The following is a 22,588-nucleotide window of genomic DNA, read 5'->3' as shown; positions in this document are numbered from 1 at the left end:
ATGAAACAGTTTTTTTCCGTAAAAGATATTCCGTCACTTTCTTTAGCTGCTAAAAGTGCTTTAGAAAGTAAGCAAAACCCATTCGCAGATGAAGCTTTGGGGAAACATAAAACAATTGGTTTGGTGTTTTTAAACCCAAGTCTGCGTACCAGAATGAGTACTCAAAAGGCAGCAATGAACCTCGGGATGAATGTTATGGTGATGAATATGACATCTGATGGTTGGGCGTTAGAAACTAAAGACGGAGTTGTCATGGATGGAAATACAGCAGAACACATAAAAGAAGCTGCTGCAGTAATGGGAGAATATTGTGATATCCTTGGGTTGCGTTCTTTTCCTGGGTTAAAAGATGCAGTAGAAGATTATAGTGAAGACTTGTTTAGCAAATTTTCTAAGTATTGTGGAAAACCAGTAGTGAGTTTAGAAAGCGCTACAAGACATCCCTTACAGAGTTTTACAGATTTGATTACAATTATAGAGCATAGCGACTATCAGTTTGACCAAGCAAAAGCACAGTATATTCCACAAGGAAAGAAACCTAAAGTAGTCTTGTCTTGGGCTCCTCACGTAAGAGCACTTCCACAAGCAGTACCTAATTCTTTTGCTGAGTGGATGTGCAAAGCACAGGAAGAAGGATTGGTTGATTTTGTGGTTACTCATCCAGAAGGTTATGCTTTAAATGAGGAATTCACAAATGGAGCAACTATAACGACAAATCAAGATGAAGCTTTAGTAGATGCTGATTTCGTGTATGTAAAAAACTGGTCAAGCTATGAAAGCTATGGGCAGATTACTTGTACTGATTCTTCTTGGATGTTGACATTAGATAAGTTAAAACCAACTAATAACGCGAAAGTAATGCACTGCTTACCTGTTCGTCGTGATTTAGTAATCTCTTCAGAAGTATTAGATAGTGACCACGCAATTGTAATACAAGAAGCAGGGAATAGAGTTTGGGCGGCACAAGCTGTTTTAAAAGAAATGCTAAAAAACCAATAGATTATGCAAAGCCTTACAGTAATAAAAATAGGAGGTAATATTGTAGATAACGAAGAGGCATTAACTGCTTTTTTAGATACCTATGCTCAGATTCAAGGACCTAAGGTCTTGGTACATGGGGGAGGGAAATTAGCTACTCGTATGGCTAACCAATTGGGTATTGAAACGCAAATGGTCAATGGGCGTCGTGTAACTGATGATGCGATGTTACCTATAGCTGTAATGGTTTACGCAGGATTGATAAATAAACAGATTGTAGCACAACTTCAACGTAGAGGATGTGATGCAATGGGTTTTTCTGGGGCAGATGCACAGGTAATCACCAGTCATAAACGTTCAGTCAAACCAATAGACTATGGGTTTGTAGGAGATTTTACACCAAAGGATGTAAATACACCTCGAATCAAACAATTGATAGAGATTGGACTTTGTCCTGTTTTCTCTGCAATTACGGCTGATAAGGAAGGTCAGCTATTAAATACAAATGCAGATACAAATGCATCTAACTTAGCAGTAGCTCTTGCTTCTCACTATGAAGTGAGCTTAGTTTATTGCTTTGAGCGCAGTGGTGTATTGCAAGACATTAACAATGAAAACTCAGTTATCTCTACTATAAATAGAGAGAGCTTCAATCAACTTAAAAATGCCGGAATTATAGCAGATGGTATGTTGCCTAAAATAGAAAATGCATTAGCTGCTATAGATCAAAATGTAAAGAAAGTGTGTATTAAGAAAGCAGAACACTTATTAAACGAACAAGCAGGAACTACAATTCAACTGTAATTGAACGATGCTTTGAATAAAATGATATTACATTGAAATGAAAAACGACTTAACAACACAAGCTATATATTTATTGGAGCAGATGATTGCTTCTCCTTCTTTTAGTAAAGAGGAACACTTGACATCGGAACTTATTGCTCAGTTTCTTGAGAAAAATGGCGTTGAAATACACAGAGAATTGTTTAATGTATGGGCTTTCAACAAGTATTACGACCCGAGTAAACCAACGATATTATTAAACTCTCACCATGATACGGTAAAGCCGAATAAGGATTATACAAGAGATCCTTTTAAGGCAGAGATAATCGATGGAAAGTTATTTGGATTAGGAAGTAATGATGCAGGAGGTTGTTTAGTTTCTCTAATCGCTACTTTTCTGTACTTCTATGAGAAGGAAGGACTGAAATATAACTTCTGTTTGGCTGCTACAGCGGAAGAAGAAATATCTGGTCAGAATGGTTTGGAGTTTGTTATTCCTAAGTTAGGAGAGTTGGAGTTTGCTATTGTGGGAGAACCAACGCAAATGCACTTAGCAGTAGCGGAAAGAGGGTTGATGGTGTTAGATTGTATAGCACATGGACGCTCTGGTCATGCTGCTCGTAACGAGGGGGATAATGCTATTTTTAAAGCAATAAAAGATATTGAATGGTTCAACACGTTTCAATTCCCTAAAGTATCGGAAGAGTTTGGACCTATTAAGATGAGTGTAACAATGATAAATGCAGGTACACAACACAATGTAGTTCCTTCTACTTGTGATTTTGTAGTTGATATCCGTGTTACTGATGCTTATACAAATGAAGAGGTATTAGAGATTATAAAACAAAATGTTACTTGCGAAGTAAAGGCACGTTCTACACGTTTAAAACCTTCGTCAATAGCTAAAGATCATCCGATTGTGAAAGCAGGTATATCTTTAGGAAGAGAAACGTATGGTTCGCCTACGACAAGTGATCAAGCTTTGTTGAGTATTCCTTCATTGAAATGCGGACCTGGAGATTCTGCCCGTTCACATACAGCAGATGAGTTTGTATATGTACAGGAGATAAAAGAGGGAATCGAATTGTACATAGATATGTTAACTAAAATTGTGTATTAAGATGAAATTATGGCAAAAGAATACTACTGTTAATCAATCGGTAGATACATTTACAGTAGGACAAGATAGAGTATTAGATATGAACTTGGCGGCTTTTGACGTATTAGGTTCATTGGCGCATACACAAATGTTGGAAAGTATCGGATTATTGACTTCTGATGAATTAGTTATTATTCAAAAGGAGTTAAAACAGATTTATAAAGAAATATTAGTAGGAGATTTTCAGATTGAAGATGATGTAGAAGATATTCACTCTCAAGTAGAGTTGCTACTGACAAGAAGAATCGGTGATGCTGGTAAAAAGATACATTCTGGTCGTTCAAGAAATGACCAGGTTTTAGTAGACTTAAAATTGTATTTCCGTTATGAAATAGAAGAAGTAGTTGAAAAGACAAAAATCGTTTTTGAAAAACTACAAGAGTTAAGCAATCAGCATAAAGAGGTATTAATGCCTGGATATACGCATTTACAAATAGCAATGCCGTCTTCTTTTGGATTATGGTTTGGTTCGTATGCAGAAAGCTTAGTAGATGACTTAGAGTTGATGTTAGCTGCTTGGAAGGTTACAAATAAAAACCCATTAGGTTCTGCAGCGGGTTATGGTTCTTCTTTTCCTTTAAACAGACAAATGACAACGGACTTATTAGGGTTTGGTAGTATGAACCACAATGTAGTATATGCTCAAATGGGTAGAGGAAAGACAGAGCGTATCCTTGCACAAGGATTAAGTGCAATTGCAGCGACATTGGCAAAGTTTGCAATGGATGGTTGTTTGTTTATGAATCAGAACTTCGGTTTTATAAAATTTCCAGATCATTTAACGACAGGCTCAAGTATTATGCCGCATAAGAAGAATCCAGATGTATTAGAGCTAATACGTTCTCGTTGTAATAAGATTCAAGCCTTGCCAAATGAAATAGCCTTAATGACTACTAATTTGCCTTCTGGTTACCACAGAGATTTGCAATTATTGAAGGAAAACTTATTCCCAGCATTTACGTCTTTAAAAGAGTGTTTAGATATATTGAATTTAATGTTAGATAACATTGAAATCAATAAAGAGATATTAAATGACCCTAAATATGACTATTTATTTAGTGTAGAGGTTGTGAATGAAAGCGTGCTTCAAGGAATGCCATTTAGAGAAGCGTATAAACAAATCGGTCTTTCTATTGAGGAAGGAACGTATAAACCTTCGAAAGAGGTGAATCATACGCATGAAGGAAGTATAGGTAACTTGATGAACGAGGCAATCAAAGCAGAGTTTGACTATGTATATAGTGGCTTTGGCTTTGACCAAGTAAATGAAAAACTAGTAAGTTTAGTGTTGTGATAGACGAAAGAAGGACTTTTCCACGCGGTGGAAGAGTCCTTCGTGTTTATATATTTCCATAATTATTTTAGCAGCTGTGCAAGAGTTTAATCTTGTGCAGTTTTTTTATGCCAATAGGTAAGTATAGAAGAACAGTGTTATAAAAAAGAAAAGCCCTTTCAATTAAGAAAAGGCTTTATATCTATTACATATCGTCATAGTCAACGTAAATCTCATCAGAAGTAACAAGTGCTTGACATGATAAAATATATCCATCTGCAATTTCATCATCTGTAAGGATGCTATTCTTTTTCATTACAGCAGATCCTTTAACAATCTTACACATACAAGAGCTACAAATACCTCCTTGGCAAGAGTATGGTGCATCAATACCTTCTTTTAAAATAGCATTTAGCAATACTTCACTTTTAGGCATTTCAAATGTAGTCTCATCATCATCTACAAGAACAGTTACTCTTGTAGAACCTCCTTCTGCTTCAATTGGGTCAACACCATCTGTATTTGGTGTGAAAATTTCATTTGATATTTTCTCTTTATCAATACCGCGTTCTACTAAAGTAGTAGTAACTGTATTAATCATATCTTCTGGTCCACATAAGAAGAAACGATCAAACTCTTTTTCTTTATGTTTGTTGTTTACTACAAAGTTGATAGCTGCTTTATCAATACGGCCAAAGATAGAGTTCTCTTCACGCACTCTTGAGTAAACAAAATGCACAAATAAACGTTCTGGGTATTGTTCTTGTAACAAGTGTAGTTCTTTGTGGAAGATTGTTTCTTCTATATTTTTGTTTCCGTAAACTAATACAAATTTACTATTTACTTCTTGCTCTAAAACTGATTTAAGAATTGCCATTACTGGAGTAATCCCACTTCCTGCAGCAAATGCAGCATAATTGTTAGAAGCGTTAGCAGTTGGTTCAAAAGTAAATCTTCCTTCAGGTGTTTCTACTTCTAATTGGTCTCCTGCTTTTAAAACTTCATTTGCATAAGTAGAGAATACACCGTGTTCTACTTTCTTAACAGCAACTCTAATTTCATTACTTGTAGGTGATGAACAAATAGAATATGCTCTTCTTATCTCTTTTCCTTCGTGTTTATGTTTGATGTTTAAGTATTGACCTGCGATATAGTCATAGTTGTCTTTTAAATCAGCAGGAATATCAAACACAATTGAAACTGCATTAGGAGTTTCTTTATGAACTTCTTTTACAGTTAATAGGTTGAATTTTGACATAGTTAGTTTTGTTTGAATCAAACAAAAATACAAAACCGATTGACTTTATTAAACTTTATTGTATCCTTTGACTCAATTTTATAGTATTTAGAAGTTTAGCGAATAAAAGAAAGCTTATAACTAAAAATTAGTTTATTATTTTAAATAGCATTAAATATGGTTTTGTTATTTATCAAATGTAATTTTCCACATTCCTCTAAGTTCTTTTAGATTATACCCTACTGCTTTGTCAAGAGGGTAATGTTCTTTTATCTTCAAATAGGTCTCTGTGTCGATATTTGAGTCTGGTGTTCCATGACACTTCAAGCAAGTCTCCATTCCAAGGTTTATACGCTTATAATAGATGTGTTTACCATTTTCTGCGATAAGACTATCTTGTAGTTGAGTATTCTCCTTAAATGCACTAAAAAGAGCTTTGTCATTTGCTGAGGTTAACTCATTATCTGCGTTTCTGTTTTTATCAGTAATGCGCTGAATTGTTGCTTCGTATTTTTTTGAAAGAGAATCAGTCAGTACTAATGCTTTTGTGTTACAAAACTCAACTCCATAAGTAGTGCCTCCTTTTTTAATTGCATTAGAAACATTTGACATTAAAGCTTTTTGAGTAACTACTGTTATAGAGTCTCCTTGTACTTTTAATGTTTCTAAGTCAACGGATGTTTTTTGTTTGTCGCCACAAGAAACCAATGAGATGATTGCGAAAGACAACAAAAGAACCTTTTTCATTTTCTTCAATTTTTAGTTAGTATCTCAAAATTAAATACTTGACATTTCTTTTTAAGTAACTTAGGTTACATTTCTTAAAAATTTAAAGTAAATAGTAAATAAAAGTGTTTAAGTGATTAATAGTAGTTTTCCTCTATGAGAAAGTGTTTTTTTGGGAGTAAAGTAATGAGAGGTATAAGTATAGTATAAATTAAAAAAGCCGACTCCATTTTCTGAAGTCGGCTTTATATATAAATATTTCTATTTAGAAGCTTGTTTTAAATTGCTCTAAGAAACGGATATCGTTTTCATAGAACATACGGATATCTCCGATTTGATATAATAACATTGCAATACGCTCAATACCCATACCAAAAGCGAAACCGCTGTATTCGTTTGGATCAATGTTACAGTTTTTCAATACATTAGGATCTACCATTCCACATCCCATGATTTCTAACCATCCTGTACCTTTTGTAATACGGTAGTCAGTTTCTGTTTTTAATCCCCAATAGATATCTACTTCAGCACTTGGCTCAGTAAATGGGAAGTAAGATGGACGTAAACGAATTTTAGATTTACCAAACATCTCTTTTGTGAAGTATAACAAAGTTTGTTTTAAATCTGCAAAAGATACATCTTTATCAATGTATAATCCTTCTACTTGGTGGAAGATACAGTGAGAACGTGAAGAGATAGCTTCGTTTCTAAATACACGTCCTGGAGAGATTGTTCTCAAAGGAGGTGTGTTTTTCTCCATATAACGAACCTGAACTGATGACGTATGCGTACGTAATAAATGCTCTGGATTTGTTTGCACGAAGAAAGTATCTTGCATATCTCTCGCTGGGTGATACTCAGGGAAATTCAATGCTTCGAAGTTATGCCAGTCATCTTCAATTTCTGGACCTTCTGAAATGTTGAAACCAATAGAGTTGAAAATATCAACAATTTGATTTTTTACCAATGAGATAGGGTGTCTTGAACCTATTTCTAATGGGTAACCTGGACGAGTTAAATCTCCATAAAGACCTTGAACATCTTTAGAATCTAAAGTTTCTTGAATTGATTTTACTTTATTTTCAATAGTGTTTTTCAGTGCATTGATAGCTTGTCCAAACTCTTTCTTTTGGTCATTTGGAACTGTTTTGAAGTGAGCAAATAAATCGTTTAAGATTCCTTTTTTAGAAAGGAATTTAATTCTAAATGCTTCAAGCGTCTCTTTATTATCGGTAGTAAACTGTTCCGCTTCACCGATATACTCTTTTATTTTATCTATCATTTTAAGTAAAGTAAAGTGCAAATTTACTGCTTTTCAATTAGACATAAAATTTAATACTGCTAATATTTTTATATTTCTTGTTAGTTTTAGCTAATAAAGCCACTTTCTAAAAAATAATTTACGATTGCTTCTTTCATTAGAACGCTTTGTTCTCCTGCTTTTAAAGCTGGTAAATGTTCTTTTACAATGTAATGTGGCCACCCATCTTCATCAAAATGATCAAATTCGTAATAACCATAAGGTTCTAATAAACGACAAATAGCAATGTGCATTAAATTTATTTTGTCGTCTTTTTTATATTTCTTTTTGATTTTCCCTCTTTCTTGTACGCCAATTAGGTAAATAATTGCTTCTAAGTCGAGAGTTTCTCCATCACCAAAGCGATCTGATATTTTTGTAACCAAGGTTTCCCATCTGGTTTTTAATTGTTCGTCTCTTGCCATATATTTTGCTATAGTACACAAAGATAGTATTTATCCGCATTGTAGAGTGGAAATTAATATCCTTTGCGATGGAGTGAGTGATGAGGTTAAGAAAAGACTTGATCTAAACTTGTTAAGGGCAACTGATGAAATATCGTTATTCATATTAGTCAGATTTGTAATATCTTCGCACTGTAAAAAATTAGTAAACTATGTTTTTAGATGTTATCGCTTTAATTGCACTTGTATTTGCTTTGTATAAAGGAATAAAAGATGGTTTTTTTGTATCTGTTGTAGCCTTTTTAGCAATATTTATTGGAGCTATTGGTGCATTAAAATTTTCAAACGTAGTTAAAGAATTCCTTTTTGATTCATTTGGGTGGCAAACTTCTTTTCTGCCTGTAATAGCATTTGTACTAACTTTTTTCTTTGCAATTTTAATTGCTAAGTTCTTAGCTAATATGGTAACTAAGTTTTTTGATGCTGTATTCTTAGGAATGTTTAATCGCTTTTTTGGAGCCTTGTTTCAAGTTTTAGTTGTTGTATTGGTGGGAAGTATGTTACTTTCGTTTTTTGATCAGATGAATGATATTTTTCAAGTAGTAGAGAAAGAAACATTAGAGGCATCTTATAGTTATCAAGTATATTTAGTTGTTTCAGATTCTATCTTACCAAGTTTCTTCCAATTGATTAAGACATTATTTGAAAAAAGCGTAGAAGTATTACATACAACTACGCCTTCTGAATCTGTTTAAATATTTTTAATAGTAGATTTTTCGATCCACCCTATCTCTTGATTGTCTAATCGAACTTTAATCCAAAGAGCATTGTGCTCTAAGATGTAAACCTTTGTTCCTGAATGGAGTTCTTTTAAGGTTTTAGAAGTGTTTTTGGCTTCTTCTTTTAAGTTCGTTTCTTGCGAAAAGATTATACCTGTTTCTTCTTTACCTCTATAGACTTCTTCAAATTTAGCAGCATAAATTGATGCTCCTAAACTTAATAAGGCAACTACAATCCAAACAAAACTTATTCTTTTAATTGAACTCTTCTCATTGAGGTAGTAAACAATAAAAGCAATTAAGATTGTAAAAGCTAAGATTGTTGCCAAGATTGACCATTGATCAGGAGTTAGTTTTCCAAGTGTTTGATGTAAGATATCTTGATTGTCATACTCTTTTACAATTGTAATATCATCTATTAAATTCTTGCGTGCATAACCTAAATTAGTTTCAATGCTTTTATCATTAGGTGTTAGTTTCAACGCTTTTTCATAGTAATAAACAGCATTGACATTATCGTTTGTACGATAAAAAGCATTTCCTAAATTAAAAAGTAATTCAGGAGATGTATTGTTTTGCTTCTCTAAATCTTGGAAGATGGCGATCGCCTCTTGGAACTTTTCTTTTAGAATTAGCTCATTTGCTTTGTCAAATTTTTCATTCCAATTAGCTTTTTGCCCCCAAGAAATGGTGCTCAATACAAATAATACGAAAGTGATAATATGCTTCATTTTTCTCTATTTGAATTGTTTTTCTAATTTACTAATTGCTTGAATTGCTTTCTCATAATCGTTTGTGATGTTTACTTGGTTGGTTGGAGTGTATCGTGCCCACTCACAAGCATTTTTTAAATTCATAAACTCAGAGATTGCATCTGTATCTATTTGTTTTTCTACTAATATCTCTTCGATATTTTCATTGCTCATTTCACTTGTTTCAATGTTCAATTTAGCTTTTAGGAAGTTGTGTAAACAACGTTCTAATGCTTCGTAGAATAACTCTTTATTGTTAAGGTTCTTTTTCGCTTCGCTAAGATATTTCTTTGCTAAACGATTGTTGTTTTTCAATCGTAGTCCTTCTGTATCACCACTAATTGCTCTTTGTCTATTAATTCCAAAAATAAAGAAAGGAATGGCGATGAACGGAATAAGCGTAAGTATATAGAATAGGTTTGTATTCCAATATTTTGTTTGATAAGGTTCTACGAAACTAGCTTTTGTTTTAAAAGGTTGAAATAATTCATCTGTATTCACAATATCTGTACCGACAGCGTCTTTGTTAGTTGGTAAGGTAGGACCTTCTAATACATTTATAACAAGGCTATCTGTATTGATTGTCTTGTACTTCTTTGTGCCTAAATCAAAATAAGAGAATTCCATTGGTTCAATATTGTACTCTCCCTTATATTGAGGAATGATAATATATTCATTACTTCTTTTACCTTGCATACCATAGATACCTGAATTTATTTTTTCTGCATAAACAGGATCGTAAATTTCTAAAGCCGAATGTGCTTTAGGCTGTGGCATAGTTAACAGGTTTAAGTTCCCTTTTCCAGACACTTCAACAGTTAGTTTCAGTTGTTCTCCTGCTTTTAAATCTGTTTTAGTAGGGGTAACTTTAAAGTCAAATGTTCCAACACCTCCTGAGAAGTTTTCTGGCTTTCCGGCTTCAGGTAAGGCTTTAGCATTGATCGTTACTTTATTTGTTGAAAACTCTTTTTCAATATATCCGTATTCTGGAAAACCAAAGAAATCTCGTCTTCCAGTAGGTACTTCTGCTTGAATGTTTAAAATTAAAGGATCTATAGATAAGGCACCTTCCTCTTGTGCCATTAACACGTCTTGTTTTAAAACAATATAGTGATAGTTCTCTCCTTTAAATTTCCCTTGTTTTACTTCAGGACGGCCATCTAAATTGATATTGTGAACCCAAAACTTCTCGTAGGTTGGGATTTGTTTACCCATATAACCTCCAATAGAAGTGTTGAAATATAGTTTGTATGTAATTGTAATAGGTTCGTTGATATACGGTTTGCTATTTGTTACTTCCGCTACCAAATGTATATTGTCTATCGACTGTTGTTGCACTTGATTAATTTGCTGTCTTGGATCTTGCTTTGCAACAGCATCTCCTACAGTAATAGTTACTGCTTTTGTCTTGTAAACTTGTCCATCAATCTCAATACTGGCTCCTTGTATTGTTAACTTTCCTTTACGTGTTGGTTGTAGAAAGTATGAGTATGTTTTGTTGAATGATTTTTGACCATTAGTCCAAGCGTAGCTAACAGATTGGTTCGGACCTCCAACTACTGTAAATCCATCAAATCGGGGAGGAGTAAAGTTGTCTCCATCTTTATTCATTGAAAAGTCAACACGAACATTTTCGTTTAAAGGCACGCTTTCTCTACTTACTTTTGCGTCAAAAGTAATTTGTGCAAAAATAGCTTGTGTGCTTATAAAGCATATTATTAATATGAAGTTACGCAGTGTTTTCATTGTTATTTACCAGTCTTTTTTTCTTTGTCCAGCAGGTACTGCTTGACCTTCTCCTTTATCACCTTTTTTACCTTTGTTAATCAAACGCTGTTGAATATCTTTTTCTTTTTGATTCATTGCGTCTAAGATACGATCAATTTGATCTCTACTTGGAGCTTGTGGATTATTTTGTGGTTTGTTATCCTTGTTTTGGTCGTTCTTATCGTCTTTGTTATCCTTGTTTTGGTCGTCCTTATTGTCTTTGTTATCCTTATTTTGGTCGTCCTTATAGTCTTTGTTATCCTTATTTTGATCGTCCTTATTGTCTTTATTATCCTTATTCTGATCGTCCTTATTGTCTTTGTTATCCTTATTTTGATCGTCTTTGTTGTCTTTATTATCCTTGTTCTGATCGTCTTTATTGTCTTTGTTATCCTTATTCTGGTCGTTCTTATTGTCTTTGTTATCCTTATTTTGATCGTCTTTATTATCGTCGTTTTGCTGAGGATTTTCTTCGTTTAGTTTTTTAGCTACAGCATAGTTGTAACGTGTTTCGTCATCTTTAGGATTGTTTAATAAAGCGCTTTTGTAAGCTTTTTCTGCTTCTTGGTAGTTTTTATTTTTCATATAAACATTACCAAGGTTGTGAAAAGCTCTATGTTTTTCAGCTTTTGTAGTTGCTGTTTGTGTTGCTCTTGTTAGGGCAGTGATTGCTTCTTTCGTATAGTTTTGTTTATATAGTGTATTACCCATATTATAATCTGCAGTAGATTTTGGGTTTTTAGATTTCGCAATTCTATAAGCTGCTTCTGCCTGTGTGTAGTGTTTTTGTTCGTAACCTTCATTTCCTTTATTTAAGGCTCTTCCTGCTGATTGAGCAAAAGAGAATAAAGTAAACAAACAAAATATAGCGGTGTAAAGTAAATTCTTCATTGTCTAATTTCTTAAGGTATTCTATTACTTTTCGTTGAAAAGATTTAGCTTCTTCATCCACAGTGTCTTTCTCTCTAAGATGAATAGGTCAATAAAAATTAGTAAAAAAGCTAAACCTAAAAACCATTGGTATTGCGCTTGAAATTCTGCAATCTGTTGTGATTCAAAGTCTGTTTTTTCTATTTTATTTAATTCATTTTTGATTAAATCTACTATCTCTTGGGTGTTAGAGCCATAGAAGTACTTTCCTCCAGTTGCATCTGCAATGTGTTTAAGGGTTGCAGGGTTTAACTTTGTTGTTACAATTTCATTGTCCCAATCTCTTTTATATTCAACTCCTTTGGCTGTACGAATTGGAATTGGACCTCCATTTTCTGTACCTACACCAATTGTAATGATTTTAATACCTTTTTGCTTTGCAATTGAAATTGCTCCATCCATTTCTTCTCCGTGGTCTTCTCCATCAGAAATAAGGATCATAACCTTACTTGTTTGCGGATTGTCAAAGTAGTTACTTGCTACGTAAATAGCATCTTCAAAGGCGGTTCCTTGTGATGATACCATATCCGTGTTCATCGACTGTAAGTACATTTTTGCAACATAATGGTCTGTAGTAATTGGCAGCATAGGAAAAGCACTCCCTGCATAACCAACAATACCTATTCTGTCTGGTCCAAGGTTATTGATAATTTGTGAAACAAGTTGTTTCATTTTGGCCATTCTATCCGGAGCCATATCTTGGGCAAGCATACTTTTAGATACGTCAAGTGTAAAGACAATATCAATTCCCTGTCTTTTTACAGTGACAACTTTTGTTCCGATTTTAGGATTAACTAAGGCAAATACAATAGCGGTTAATGCTACTAAGTAAATGCTGGCTTTAATTATTGTTTTATTCTTTGAACGATTTGGAGCCAAAACTCTCATTGCTTTTGATGTTGCAAATAAGCCTTGTCTCTTTTTTTTCCATATTATATCAGCAATAAATAGAATGACTAATATTGCGACTACTATTAATAAGAAAAGATATTTTTTATTGTCTAACTCCCACATAATCTATTAAATAAATCCTCTGAAAAGTGTTTTTTGTAAAATAAAATCTAACGCTAATAACACAAATGCTAATAATGCTAATAAGTGGAACTTATCATCAGAGTTAACAAACTTTTGTTCGTCTATTTTCGTTTTTTCTAATTGATTAATCTCTTCGTAAATAGCTGTTAACTTCTTCGTATCTGTTGCTCTAAAGTATTTTCCTCCTGTTATTTTAGCAATCTCCTTCATTAGCTGTTCATCGATTTCAACAGGTACTTTTTCGTAAACTATTTCTCCATTTGGTTTTATGCCTACTGGTGATTCTGCTAAACCATTAGTACCAATACCAATAGTATAAGTTTTAATGTTATACTCTTTCGCAATTTCAGCAGCCATTTTTGGATCAACTGTTCCTGTATTGTTAACACCATCTGTCAATAAAATGATGATTTTACTTTTAGCAGGACTATCTTTCAATCTATTTATAGCTGTTGCTAATCCTACTCCAATCGCAGTACCATCTCTTAAGTCATTATTGTACTTAATTGATTTCATATCGTTTAGAATAAGTATTTTATCACTGGTAACAGGTGTTTTGGTATAACCTTCTGCTGCGTAAATAACAAGCCCAATGCGGTCTGTTACACGTTGTTCAACAAAGTTTGCTGCTACTGTTTTTAGTGCTTCTAATCGATTTGGTTTTAGGTCTTTTGCAAGCATACTACCTGAAACGTCCATAGCCATTACTATGTCTATACCGTGAGTAGAATGTACTTTACTATCTACATTTACGATTTGTGGTCTGGCCATGGCTACAATAATCGCAGATAGTGCAAGTGTTCTTAATACAATGGAAATTGGTAGTAATTTAACTAATAGTGAACTATGACCAATAACGCTGTCTATAGAACTTAGTTTGATTGTTGCACGTTGTTTTTTTCTGTTTTTATACCATACAAACAAAGCAATTGGCAACAGTAAGAAAAGCCAAAAAAACTCTGGATTTGCAAATGTTATATTCTTCATCATTATTTCTGCTCTTGTTTATAAAGTATTGAGTCAAAGATTCGATTAACAATTTGTGGTGCTATAGTATCTTCTGCTAAATAGAATACCCATAGTATATCTTTATTGGCACCGTGTTGTGTTAATACTCCTTCAAATGCTATTTTTTCTTCTTTATTATTATCTGGATTTTCAAAGATAAAATCTCCTATTATTTTATTTCCTATGACTCCATTAGCATTCTCAAAACCTTCTTCTTTATATTGTAAATCATCAATTTTATTATTTTGAGTCATTGCTGTAATAGCATACGTTATAAGCTCTTTATCAGTGTACTTATATTCCTTAGTTGTTATTATATTGTTTAAAACAATGTGTAAAGGATCTTCTAATGTTTCAAATTTGAATTGTTGAATAGATTCTACTCCTTCTGGTTTTGTTTCTTGTATTATAGGTTCATTTTTTCTAATTAATACTTTCGGAGTACTAACTGTTATTCCTGGATCAGTTCCGTATGTACTTGTAATCCACTCTTTACCTAATAGTTTTTTAGAGTTGTCAAATGTAAACCAAGTATATTCTTCTTCTGATGATGTGTTTACAATATATACTATTCCACATAGTAACATCAGAACGATTGAAGTCGAAATAGGAACCCAAATACGAAAACGTTGTTTCTTTAATTTGCGCTCTTCTCTCAAACGGATGCGTTCTGTTTGAGTTGCAGCAGAAATAGGATAAGCCGTGTTAATATCATCTACAACTTGTTGTATTTTACTTGTATCGGCTGTGATTTGTCCTTCATCAGGTTGAGACTTAGCAAATTTTACTAAATCGGCTGTTTCAAGAATTCGCTTTAAATCCTTAATTATCTCTGGTTTTATCTTGATCTTTTTCTCGTTTAAAGTAGCCTTTAAAATAGTTATAATTTCAAATGTTGTAAGCTCTTTCGCAGAAATACCAAAAGTGTCCTCTATAAAGGCACGAGCAATGTTAGTCATATCTGAATAGTATGGCTTTGCATCTCCTCGGTTCCAGTTTTTCTTCTCTTCAAGTTTCTTTAACTTCTTAACTGCTTTTTCAAAAGGTGTTTTATACTTATCGTCTTCTGTTTGATTTCTTTCTTGTCGTTTTTTGATGTACAAATACATTGCAAAACCTATTAGAATAGAAACAAGTAAGAAAACAATGTAATACCAGTTTGTAGAAAAGGAAGCTCCTTCTGTTGAAATGTTTTTAATATCATATAAGGGTTGTTTGATAGTATCTACTTCAACTCCTTGTACTTGCATTTGAATTGAATCTGTGTGAAATACTTGTGCATCTACGATAATTGGTAGCTGAGGAACAGTAAATGCTCCTTCATCAAACATAGTTAAATGATATTTTTTTATTAGTTCTTGTGTATCGTTATCAATGATTGTATCTGTTGGAAATGTTTCTACAACATCAAAACGACCAATTTCGTTTGTTTCAGGAAAGGTAATATGTGCACCTTGTTTTGTATGTGCTTTTATTGTGTACAAAAAAGTATCTCCTATCTTGATATTGTTTGTATCTACAATAGTTTCAATTGGCGTTTGTGCCAATGAAGTTAGTGCTGATAAAAGCAAAAAGGCGATTGTATATAGAAAATTAGATTTCATTTCTCTTAAGTTATCTTGATTTGAAGTACCCTAATAATTTTTTAACATAACTATCACCTACTTCGATGTTGATAGTTCCGGCTCCGCATTTTTGGAAGACTTTATTAAAAATTCCTTCTTGTTTTAAAAAGTAAGTAGTGTATTCTTTTCTCAACGTACTATCTGATGTATTAATTATTTGTTCTTGATGTGTTTCTGCATCAAAAACATTAATTAAACCAACATTTGGAAGTTCTTTTTCTCTTTTGTCATAAACTCTAATTCCCGTTATGTCGTGTTTTTTAGCAGAAATTTTAAGTGTATGTTCATAATTTGGTGTGATAAAGTCTGAAAGTACAAATACTATAGCTTTCTTTTTTAAAACCTTTGAAAGGTATTCTAAAGCTTGCCCTAAGTCTGTTTTTTGACTTTTTGGCTTAAAATTGATCAGTTCTCTAATGATACGTAAAACGTGTGTCTTACCTTTTTTCGGAGGAACAAATAATTCAATTTGATCAGAAAAGAGGATTAAACCAATTTTGTCGTTATTTTGTGTAGCTGAAAAGGCTAAAGTAGCTGCTATTTCAGTTATTATATCTTCTTTAAATTGATCGGAAGAACCAAAACTTTCAGATCCGCTAACGTCTACCATTAGCATTAAAGTAAGTTCTCTTTCTTCTTCAAAAACTTTTATGTAAGGTTCATTATAACGTGCTGTAACGTTCCAATCAATTGCACGTATATCATCTCCAAATTGATATTGGCGAACCTCAGAAAAAGTCATTCCTCTTCCTTTAAAAGAAGTATGGTATTCTCCCGAAAATATGTGATCGCTTAATCGCTTGGTCTTTATTTCTATTTTTTTGACCTTCTTTAAAATGTCTTTGGTATCCATGACTTTACCTTTCAAATTTAGTTAATTGGAAAACCTATTTATAAGACTATAAATAGGTTTTCAATATTTCGTTATTTAGAATGCTATTATGGCACTTCTATCTCATTAACAATTTGATTAATAATATCAACAGAAGTAATGTTTTCTGCTTCAGCCTCGTATGTTACTCCAATACGGTGACGTAGTACATCAATTACCACAGCTCTAACGTCTTCTGGAATTACATATCCTCTTCTCTTGATAAATGCATAACATTTAGCAGCTAATGCTAAGTTGATACTTCCACGTGGAGATGCTCCAAAGCTAATTAATGGTTTTAATTTGTCTAATTTATATTGCTCAGGATAACGAGTAGCAAAGATGATATCAAGAATGTATTTCTCAATTTTTTCATCCATATATACTTTTTTAACTGCTTCTTGAGCTCGTTTAATTTGATCAATTGTAATGACAGGGTTAACTTGTGGTTTTTCTCCTGCAAGGTTTTGACGAATTACAAGGCGTTCGTCTTCCATCTTAGGATAGTCAATCACTGTTTTAAGCATAAAACGGTCCATTTGAGCTTCTGGTAAAGGATATGTTCCTTCTTGCTCAACAGGGTTTTGTGTTGCCATTACCAAGAATGGTTTGTCTAATTTGAATGTATCATCGCTAATTGTTACTTGCTTTTCTTGCATTGCTTCAAGTAGCGCTGATTGTACTTTTGCTGGAGCACGGTTTATCTCATCCGCTAAAATAAAGTTAGCAAAAATAGGCCCCTTGCGAATAGAGAAGTCATTCTCCTTTACATTATAGATCATTGTACCAATAACATCTGCAGGTAGTAAATCTGGGGTAAATTGGATACGGTTAAACGATCCATGAACAGCTTTAGCTAATGTATTAATGGCTAAAGTTTTCGCTAATCCAGGTACTCCCTCAAGTAATATGTGTCCTTGTCCTAATAATCCAATTAGAAGACGATCTATCATGTGTTTTTGTCCCACAATTACTTTATTCATCTCCATCGTTAGAATATCGATAAACGCGCTTTCTCTTTCTATAAGTTCATTTAACTCGCGGATATCATAGTTTGATCCTGTTGTGTCCATGTGTATGTTTGTGTTTTTTATCTAAAATAATGCTCTTTTATAATAATAACTGCAAATTCTAAAAATATTATCAACCAGGTTGTTAATGTATGGTTAAATCTAAATTACAAATTTGAATATTGGGCTTGAATTATGAGTTTCTTTTTATAATTTTAAGAACAAAACCCAAAAGTCGTGATTAATAAGCGTTTACTCATTAAAAATCTACTTGCTCATTACGATGAGAATAGCTTTTACGATAAGAAAAGGCAACTCAATTTACATACTAAATCAGGAAAAGCAAAATTCTTGAAGCATATCTGTGCCTTATCTAATTCTAACCCGGATAACAACTCTTATTTAGTAGTTGGAATCGAGGATGAAGATAATGAAATTGTCGGTGTTGACTTCTATGATGATAGTAAAATTCAAAATTTAATTAATGCGTATTTAAATAATCCTCCGATTATTACATATGATAATGTTACTTTTTCTGATTTGCCAAAGGATAAAGTAGTTGGTTTGGTTACGGTTCAGGCTAATGAAGATATTACAAGTTTTAAAAGAAATATTGGTGAAATTGAAGCGGAAACTTATTATGTTCGTATTGGTAGTACATCTGTGCCGGATGTTGTTATTCCAAAAGGTTGTAATAGGGAAATTGTAAATAGTATTGAAGCGAGTTCTCAAAATGATCTGAAGAGTATTTTGGATAGTGTTATTACATTTATGACGGATACACATCGAGATATGAAACCTCGTTATAATGTTTTTAAGGAGCAGTTTATTATTTGTTGGGCTGGAAATAAAAAAGTAATTAGAGGCCAAGTTTTCTTTTCTCGTGTAGATATTGAGTTTGTCAATGAACATTTAAAACTTTTTTATTCTGATTTGGATGTTGTAACGATTGTCTATAACGATAATGAATTCATCATAACCGAATACCTAAACTTAGGGCTAAATGATAAAACAAGTTATTATCGCTTTGAAGAAGTTTCCATTTCTTTTCAAGAAAATGGTACGTACGCAATAGGAAATAGATTGTTGTTCCAACCGCCTTCTTATAACAGAAATATTCTTGGACATATTTATGGTAATAGCTTGAGGGTGATTTATAAAATTACTAACGACTTAAAATTGACACCAAAAGAAGAGCGTATTCTTAGTAAGCTTTGTTTTAATATGATGCTTTGTTATCTTAATGGGTTTACAAGGGCAAAAGATGAGTTGATTGAAGTTAAAGATTATTTAAAACAGTCATCAGATCCTCAGTTGTTCATAGCCTTTAAGGAAGTTATGCGTATCTTACGAAAACTTAAATATGAAACAGATCAAGATGAGTAGAGTTTTAGTTATAGGAGATATTCACGGTGGATATAAAGCATTACTGCAGGTTTTAGATAAGGCTAACATTTCATCAAAAGATACTTTGATTTTTTTAGGTGATTATGTGGATGGGTGGAGTGAATCAGAGAAAGTTGTAGAATATTTATTGGCTTTAAAGAATACCAATAATTGTGTTTTTTTAAGGGGAAATCACGAAACACTTTTGTTAGATTGGCTAACGACTAAAGAGGAAAATTCAATGTGGGAATATCACGGAGGCCTTGCTTCAATGAAATCGTACTCGAGTGATAATATGGAGGAGGAACAGCTTCAAAGACATATTACTTTTTTTAAAGGGTTAGAAAATTATTATTTAGATGAACATAATCGTTTATTTGTTCACGCGGGTTTTACAAATCCAAGAGGTGTTGGTGCAGAGTTCTTTAGAGAGTATTTGTATTGGGACAGAACATTGTGGGAGATGGTGATGGCAATGGACTCTTCAATTAAACCTGACAGTGTTTTGTATCCTAAACGACTTAAACAATATAAAGAGATATTTATTGGGCATACTCCTGTTACGAATTTCGGATTTACAAAGCCTACAAATTTTATGAATGTTTGGAATATTGATACTGGTGCTGCCTTTATGGGGAGGATAACTGTAATGGATATTGACTCTAAAGAGTATTGGCAGAGTGATATAGTTGCAGATTTTTATCCAAATGAGGAAGGTAGGAATCATAAATAATGATTGATTTGTTATATTTGCCAAAAATTTATTGAGTTATGAGAAAATTATTTTTAGCGCTATTATTAATAGGAGGAACTCTTGGGGTTAAAGCTCAAGCAGTTAATGAGGTTAAAGTGAATGTGTTAAACACGTTGGTTATGGCTTCTGTTGAATTAGGATACGAACATTTTATTGATCACAATCAATCTATTGGAGCTAACTTCAATATTAATGACCGTTTTTCTTACCACGCAGAGAAAAGCAGTAGAAACCAAAAGTTTAAGACAAACAGTATTTTAGTAAACTATAACTACTATTTTGGAGGAAAATCTGATGCTAATGGAAGTGGATATGTTGTGTCTCCTTTTATGAAATATCGTTTTGGTAATTTCGAAGAAGATAGATTTAATGATGTTTCTAACCAAGTTGAGTTAGATAAAGTAGATATGAATAGCTTTATCTTTGGTGTAGGAGTTGGTTATAAATGGGCTTTAGGTGATTCTTTCACAATTCACCCATTTGTTGACATCGCTCGTAACTTTAGTAGTGAAGTAAACGACCGTTTCAGTGCAATTGAAGTTAATGCTGGTGTAAATATCGGATATAGATTCTAATTAGAATTTTAATATATAGAAAAAGGGATGCTTATGTAAGCATCCCTTTTTTTGTATGATTTCTTCTGTTTAGAAGTCAAATTTAATTCCTTGAGCTAATGGTAAGTCTGTTCCGTAGTTGATCGTATTTGTTTGTCTTCTCATATATGCTTTCCAAGCATCTGATCCTGACTCACGACCTCCACCAGTTTCTTTTTCTCCTCCAAATGCTCCTCCAATTTCTGCTCCTGAGGTTCCAATATTCACATTGGCAATACCACAATCTGAACCTGCGTGTGATAAAAATAGTTCCATTTCTCTCATATTGGTAGTGAAGATTGATGAGGATAGTCCTTGTGGAACATTGTTTTGCATATCAATTGCTTCTTCTATTGTTGAATATTTCATAACATATAGAATAGGAGCAAATGTTTCTGCTTGTATAATTTCAAAGCTGTTTTTTCCTTCAATAATACACGGTTTTACATAACAACCGCTTTCATATCCTGAACCTTCTAATACACCGCCTTCAACGATTATTTTACCTCCTTCTTGTTTTGCTTTTTCAATTGCATCCAAGTAGTCTTTTACTGCTCCTTTATCAATTAGAGGACCTACGTGGTTAGTAGCGTCTAATGGATTACCAATTTTTAATTGAGCATAAGCTTTTTGAAGTACGTCAAGTGTTTTGTCGTAAACGCTTTCGTGTATGATTAAACGTCTTGTAGATGTACAACGTTGTCCTGCTGTTCCTACAGCTCCAAATACAGCTCCTACTAAAACCATATTTATATCTGCGTGTTCTGATACAATAATCGCATTGTTTCCTCCTAATTCAAGAATAGTATTTCCAAAGCGTTCTGCTACAGTTTTTGATACGTGTCTTCCGATACGTGTAGAACCTGTAAATGATACTAATGGAATGCGAGGATCATTGTTGATTAAGTCTCCACACTCGTTACCTATAACTAAGTTTGAAACTCCTTCTGGAATGTTGTTTAACTTGAATACTTCTGAGATAATGTTTTGGCAAGCTACACCACAAAGAGGCGTTTTTGAACTCGGTTTCCAGATACAAACGTCTCCACAAACCCAAGCAATCATCGTGTTCCAACTCCATACAGCAACTGGGAAGTTGAATGCAGAGATAATTCCAACGATTCCGATTGGGTGCCACTGCTCATACATTCTGTGCATTGGTCGCTCTGAATGCATTGTTAAGCCGTATAATTGACGTGATAAACCTACTGCAAAGTCACAGATGTCAATCATTTCTTGAACTTCTCCAAGTCCTTCTTGTAAGCTTTTACCCATTTCATAGGAAACAAGCTTTCCTAAGTATTCTTTTTTATTGCGTAGTTCTTGTCCGATTTGACGTACAATATCTCCTCTTTTAGGAGCTGGAACAAGTTTCCAATCTTTATACGCCGCTTGAGCAGTTTGCATAACTTTTTCGTAGTCCTCTGCTGTTGACGCTTTTACTTTTCCAATTAGTTTGCCGTCTACAGGTGAATAAGATTCAAGAACTTTTCCATTTGAAAAGGATGTTGAACCTGTAGAAGACCCTTCGTTTACTTCTTTTAAACCTAACATTTTCAGAACTTCTGAAATGTCGATTTGGTTAGTTACTGTACTCATTTTTTTAGTTTATAGTTTTTATATGGTTGATATAATGCTAATATAAAAAAAAAACACAGTATTTAATGTAAACACCTAAATAGTTCTATTTTGTAAACTTAGGGTTAGTTGGCATAACGGTATGACAACATTCACAAGTACGCAATTCTTCTGAAGAATAGAAGTGTTTAAAGTGTGGTAAGAAATCAGTTTCTATATTGGTTAACTCAAAGTAAACTTCATATAGCTTGTGATTACAGTTCTCACAATACCACATCAGTCCATCTTTAGAACCTTTTGCTTTTCGCTTTTTCTCTACAACTAAGCCTACTGAGTTCTCTGTTCGGATAGGGGAATGCGGTACTTTAGGAGGGAGTAAGTAAATATCTCCCTCGTTTAAAGTAATGCGTTTTTTTTCGTTATTTTCTTGTATATCGATATAGATTGTTCCTTCTAATTGAAAGAAGAATTCCTCTGCTTCGTTGTAATGAAAGTCTTTACGTGCATTTGGTCCACCAACGACCATAATAATATAGTCAGAAGACTCTGGATATAAATTTTTATTGCCAACAGGGGGTTGTAATAAGGATTTATTCTCCTTTACCCACTTAAAAATATTAAATGACGATGTTGTACTCAT

General features: G+C 33.3%; 22 protein-coding genes. 8 read left to right on the top strand and 14 right to left on the bottom strand.

Translation table 11 applies throughout. The features are described from left to right. From AABL81_RS09635 to argH, 4 genes are read left to right on the top strand one after another with little or no spacing between them, the layout of a single operon-like run. Positions 1–999: an acetylornithine carbamoyltransferase gene (locus tag AABL81_RS09635; protein WP_341340906.1), complete on the top strand. Its 999-nt coding sequence runs from the start codon at positions 1–3 to the stop codon at positions 997–999. A gap of 3 nt (positions 1,000–1,002) precedes the next feature. Continuing rightward, complete coding sequence (gene argB, locus AABL81_RS09630; RefSeq protein ID WP_341340905.1) at positions 1,003–1,782, top strand: acetylglutamate kinase; 780 nt, start codon at positions 1,003–1,005, stop codon at positions 1,780–1,782. Between the two features lie 37 nt (positions 1,783–1,819). Then, the gene (locus tag AABL81_RS09625; RefSeq protein ID WP_341340904.1) at positions 1,820–2,881 is read left to right on the top strand and encodes a M20 family metallo-hydrolase; all 1,062 of its coding nucleotides are present in this window, start codon (positions 1,820–1,822) and stop codon (positions 2,879–2,881) included. Between the two features lies 1 nt (position 2,882). Beyond that, the gene (gene argH, locus AABL81_RS09620) at positions 2,883–4,214 is read left to right on the top strand and encodes an argininosuccinate lyase (RefSeq protein ID WP_341340903.1); all 1,332 of its coding nucleotides are present in this window, start codon (positions 2,883–2,885) and stop codon (positions 4,212–4,214) included. 184 nt (positions 4,215–4,398) lie between these two features. On the opposite strand, the gene AABL81_RS09615 is transcribed toward argH, so the two are convergent. The 4 genes from AABL81_RS09615 to AABL81_RS09600 all read right to left on the bottom strand — a co-directional run bounded on the left by AABL81_RS09615 (position 4,399) and on the right by AABL81_RS09600 (position 7,881). Next, positions 4,399–5,451 carry a ferredoxin--NADP reductase gene (locus tag AABL81_RS09615; protein WP_158209809.1) on the bottom strand — a complete coding sequence of 351 codons (1,053 nt, stop codon included), beginning with the start codon at positions 5,449–5,451 and terminating at the stop codon, positions 4,399–4,401. A 165-nt stretch (positions 5,452–5,616) separates the two neighbouring features. Then, on the bottom strand, positions 5,617–6,177 hold the full coding sequence (locus AABL81_RS09610) for a c-type heme family protein (RefSeq protein WP_158209810.1): 561 nt from the start codon (positions 6,175–6,177) through the stop codon (positions 5,617–5,619). A gap of 244 nt (positions 6,178–6,421) precedes the next feature. Further along, the gene (gene pheS / locus AABL81_RS09605) at positions 6,422–7,438 is read right to left on the bottom strand and encodes a phenylalanine--tRNA ligase subunit alpha (protein ID WP_090404750.1); all 1,017 of its coding nucleotides are present in this window, start codon (positions 7,436–7,438) and stop codon (positions 6,422–6,424) included. Between the two features lie 86 nt (positions 7,439–7,524). Beyond that, positions 7,525–7,881: a hypothetical protein gene (locus AABL81_RS09600; RefSeq protein WP_341340902.1), complete on the bottom strand. Its 357-nt coding sequence runs from the start codon at positions 7,879–7,881 to the stop codon at positions 7,525–7,527. A gap of 191 nt (positions 7,882–8,072) precedes the next feature. Here AABL81_RS09600 and AABL81_RS09595 point away from each other — a divergent pair, with 191 nt between their 5' ends. Next, complete coding sequence (locus AABL81_RS09595; protein ID WP_341340901.1) at positions 8,073–8,615, top strand: CvpA family protein; 543 nt, start codon at positions 8,073–8,075, stop codon at positions 8,613–8,615. On the opposite strand, the gene AABL81_RS09590 is transcribed toward AABL81_RS09595, so the two are convergent. From AABL81_RS09590 to AABL81_RS09555, 8 genes are all read right to left on the bottom strand, one after another. Then, positions 8,612–9,370, bottom strand: a complete 759-nt coding sequence (locus AABL81_RS09590; RefSeq protein WP_341340900.1) for a tetratricopeptide repeat protein — start codon at positions 9,368–9,370, stop codon at positions 8,612–8,614. The genes AABL81_RS09595 and AABL81_RS09590 overlap by 4 nt on opposite strands. A gap of 6 nt (positions 9,371–9,376) precedes the next feature. Then, entirely contained in the window at positions 9,377–11,137 is a 1,761-nt protein-coding gene (locus AABL81_RS09585) for a BatD family protein (protein WP_341340899.1), read from the bottom strand. A 6-nt stretch (positions 11,138–11,143) separates the two neighbouring features. Next, on the bottom strand, positions 11,144–12,049 hold the full coding sequence (locus tag AABL81_RS09580; protein ID WP_341340898.1) for a tetratricopeptide repeat protein: 906 nt from the start codon (positions 12,047–12,049) through the stop codon (positions 11,144–11,146). A 24-nt stretch (positions 12,050–12,073) separates the two neighbouring features. Next, positions 12,074–13,102 (bottom strand): VWA domain-containing protein, encoded by a 1,029-nt coding sequence (locus AABL81_RS09575; RefSeq protein WP_341340897.1) that lies wholly within the window; start codon positions 13,100–13,102, stop codon positions 12,074–12,076. A gap of 6 nt (positions 13,103–13,108) precedes the next feature. Next, positions 13,109–14,113 carry a vWA domain-containing protein gene (locus AABL81_RS09570; RefSeq protein WP_158209817.1) on the bottom strand — a complete coding sequence of 335 codons (1,005 nt, stop codon included), beginning with the start codon at positions 14,111–14,113 and terminating at the stop codon, positions 13,109–13,111. After that, on the bottom strand, positions 14,113–15,735 hold the full coding sequence (locus AABL81_RS09565; RefSeq protein WP_341340896.1) for a hypothetical protein: 1,623 nt from the start codon (positions 15,733–15,735) through the stop codon (positions 14,113–14,115). The genes AABL81_RS09570 and AABL81_RS09565 overlap by 1 nt, the downstream gene beginning before the upstream one ends. A gap of 10 nt (positions 15,736–15,745) precedes the next feature. After that, positions 15,746–16,609: a DUF58 domain-containing protein gene (locus AABL81_RS09560; RefSeq protein ID WP_158209819.1), complete on the bottom strand. Its 864-nt coding sequence runs from the start codon at positions 16,607–16,609 to the stop codon at positions 15,746–15,748. An 86-nt stretch (positions 16,610–16,695) separates the two neighbouring features. Beyond that, entirely contained in the window at positions 16,696–17,700 is a 1,005-nt protein-coding gene (locus tag AABL81_RS09555) for an AAA family ATPase (protein WP_158209820.1), read from the bottom strand. Between the two features lie 174 nt (positions 17,701–17,874). On the opposite strand from AABL81_RS09555, the gene AABL81_RS09550 reads away from it, so the two are divergent. From AABL81_RS09550 to AABL81_RS09540, 3 genes are read left to right on the top strand one after another with little or no spacing between them, the layout of a single operon-like run. Next, on the top strand, positions 17,875–19,023 hold the full coding sequence (locus AABL81_RS09550; protein ID WP_158209821.1) for a DUF5929 domain-containing protein: 1,149 nt from the start codon (positions 17,875–17,877) through the stop codon (positions 19,021–19,023). After that, on the top strand, positions 19,016–19,756 hold the full coding sequence (locus tag AABL81_RS09545; protein WP_158211326.1) for a metallophosphoesterase family protein: 741 nt from the start codon (positions 19,016–19,018) through the stop codon (positions 19,754–19,756). The genes AABL81_RS09550 and AABL81_RS09545 overlap by 8 nt, the downstream gene beginning before the upstream one ends. Before the next feature lie 38 nt (positions 19,757–19,794). Beyond that, a complete protein-coding gene (locus AABL81_RS09540) occupies positions 19,795–20,352 on the top strand; it encodes a DUF3575 domain-containing protein (protein WP_158209822.1) in 558 nt (185 codons plus the stop codon). A gap of 69 nt (positions 20,353–20,421) precedes the next feature. On the opposite strand, the gene amaB is transcribed toward AABL81_RS09540, so the two are convergent. Beyond that, positions 20,422–21,969, bottom strand: a complete 1,548-nt coding sequence (amaB, locus tag AABL81_RS09535) for an L-piperidine-6-carboxylate dehydrogenase (RefSeq protein ID WP_158209823.1) — start codon at positions 21,967–21,969, stop codon at positions 20,422–20,424. 85 nt (positions 21,970–22,054) lie between these two features. Continuing rightward, positions 22,055–22,588: a 3-hydroxyanthranilate 3,4-dioxygenase gene (locus tag AABL81_RS09530; protein WP_158209824.1), complete on the bottom strand. Its 534-nt coding sequence runs from the start codon at positions 22,586–22,588 to the stop codon at positions 22,055–22,057.

This window comes from Myroides sp. C1519 (genome assembly GCF_038039755.1).
GTDB lineage: Bacteria > Bacteroidota > Bacteroidia > Flavobacteriales > Flavobacteriaceae > Flavobacterium > Flavobacterium phaeum_A.
The sequence above is the reverse complement of the archived record's forward strand: the minus strand, read 5'-3'. Positions and strand labels throughout refer to the sequence as shown.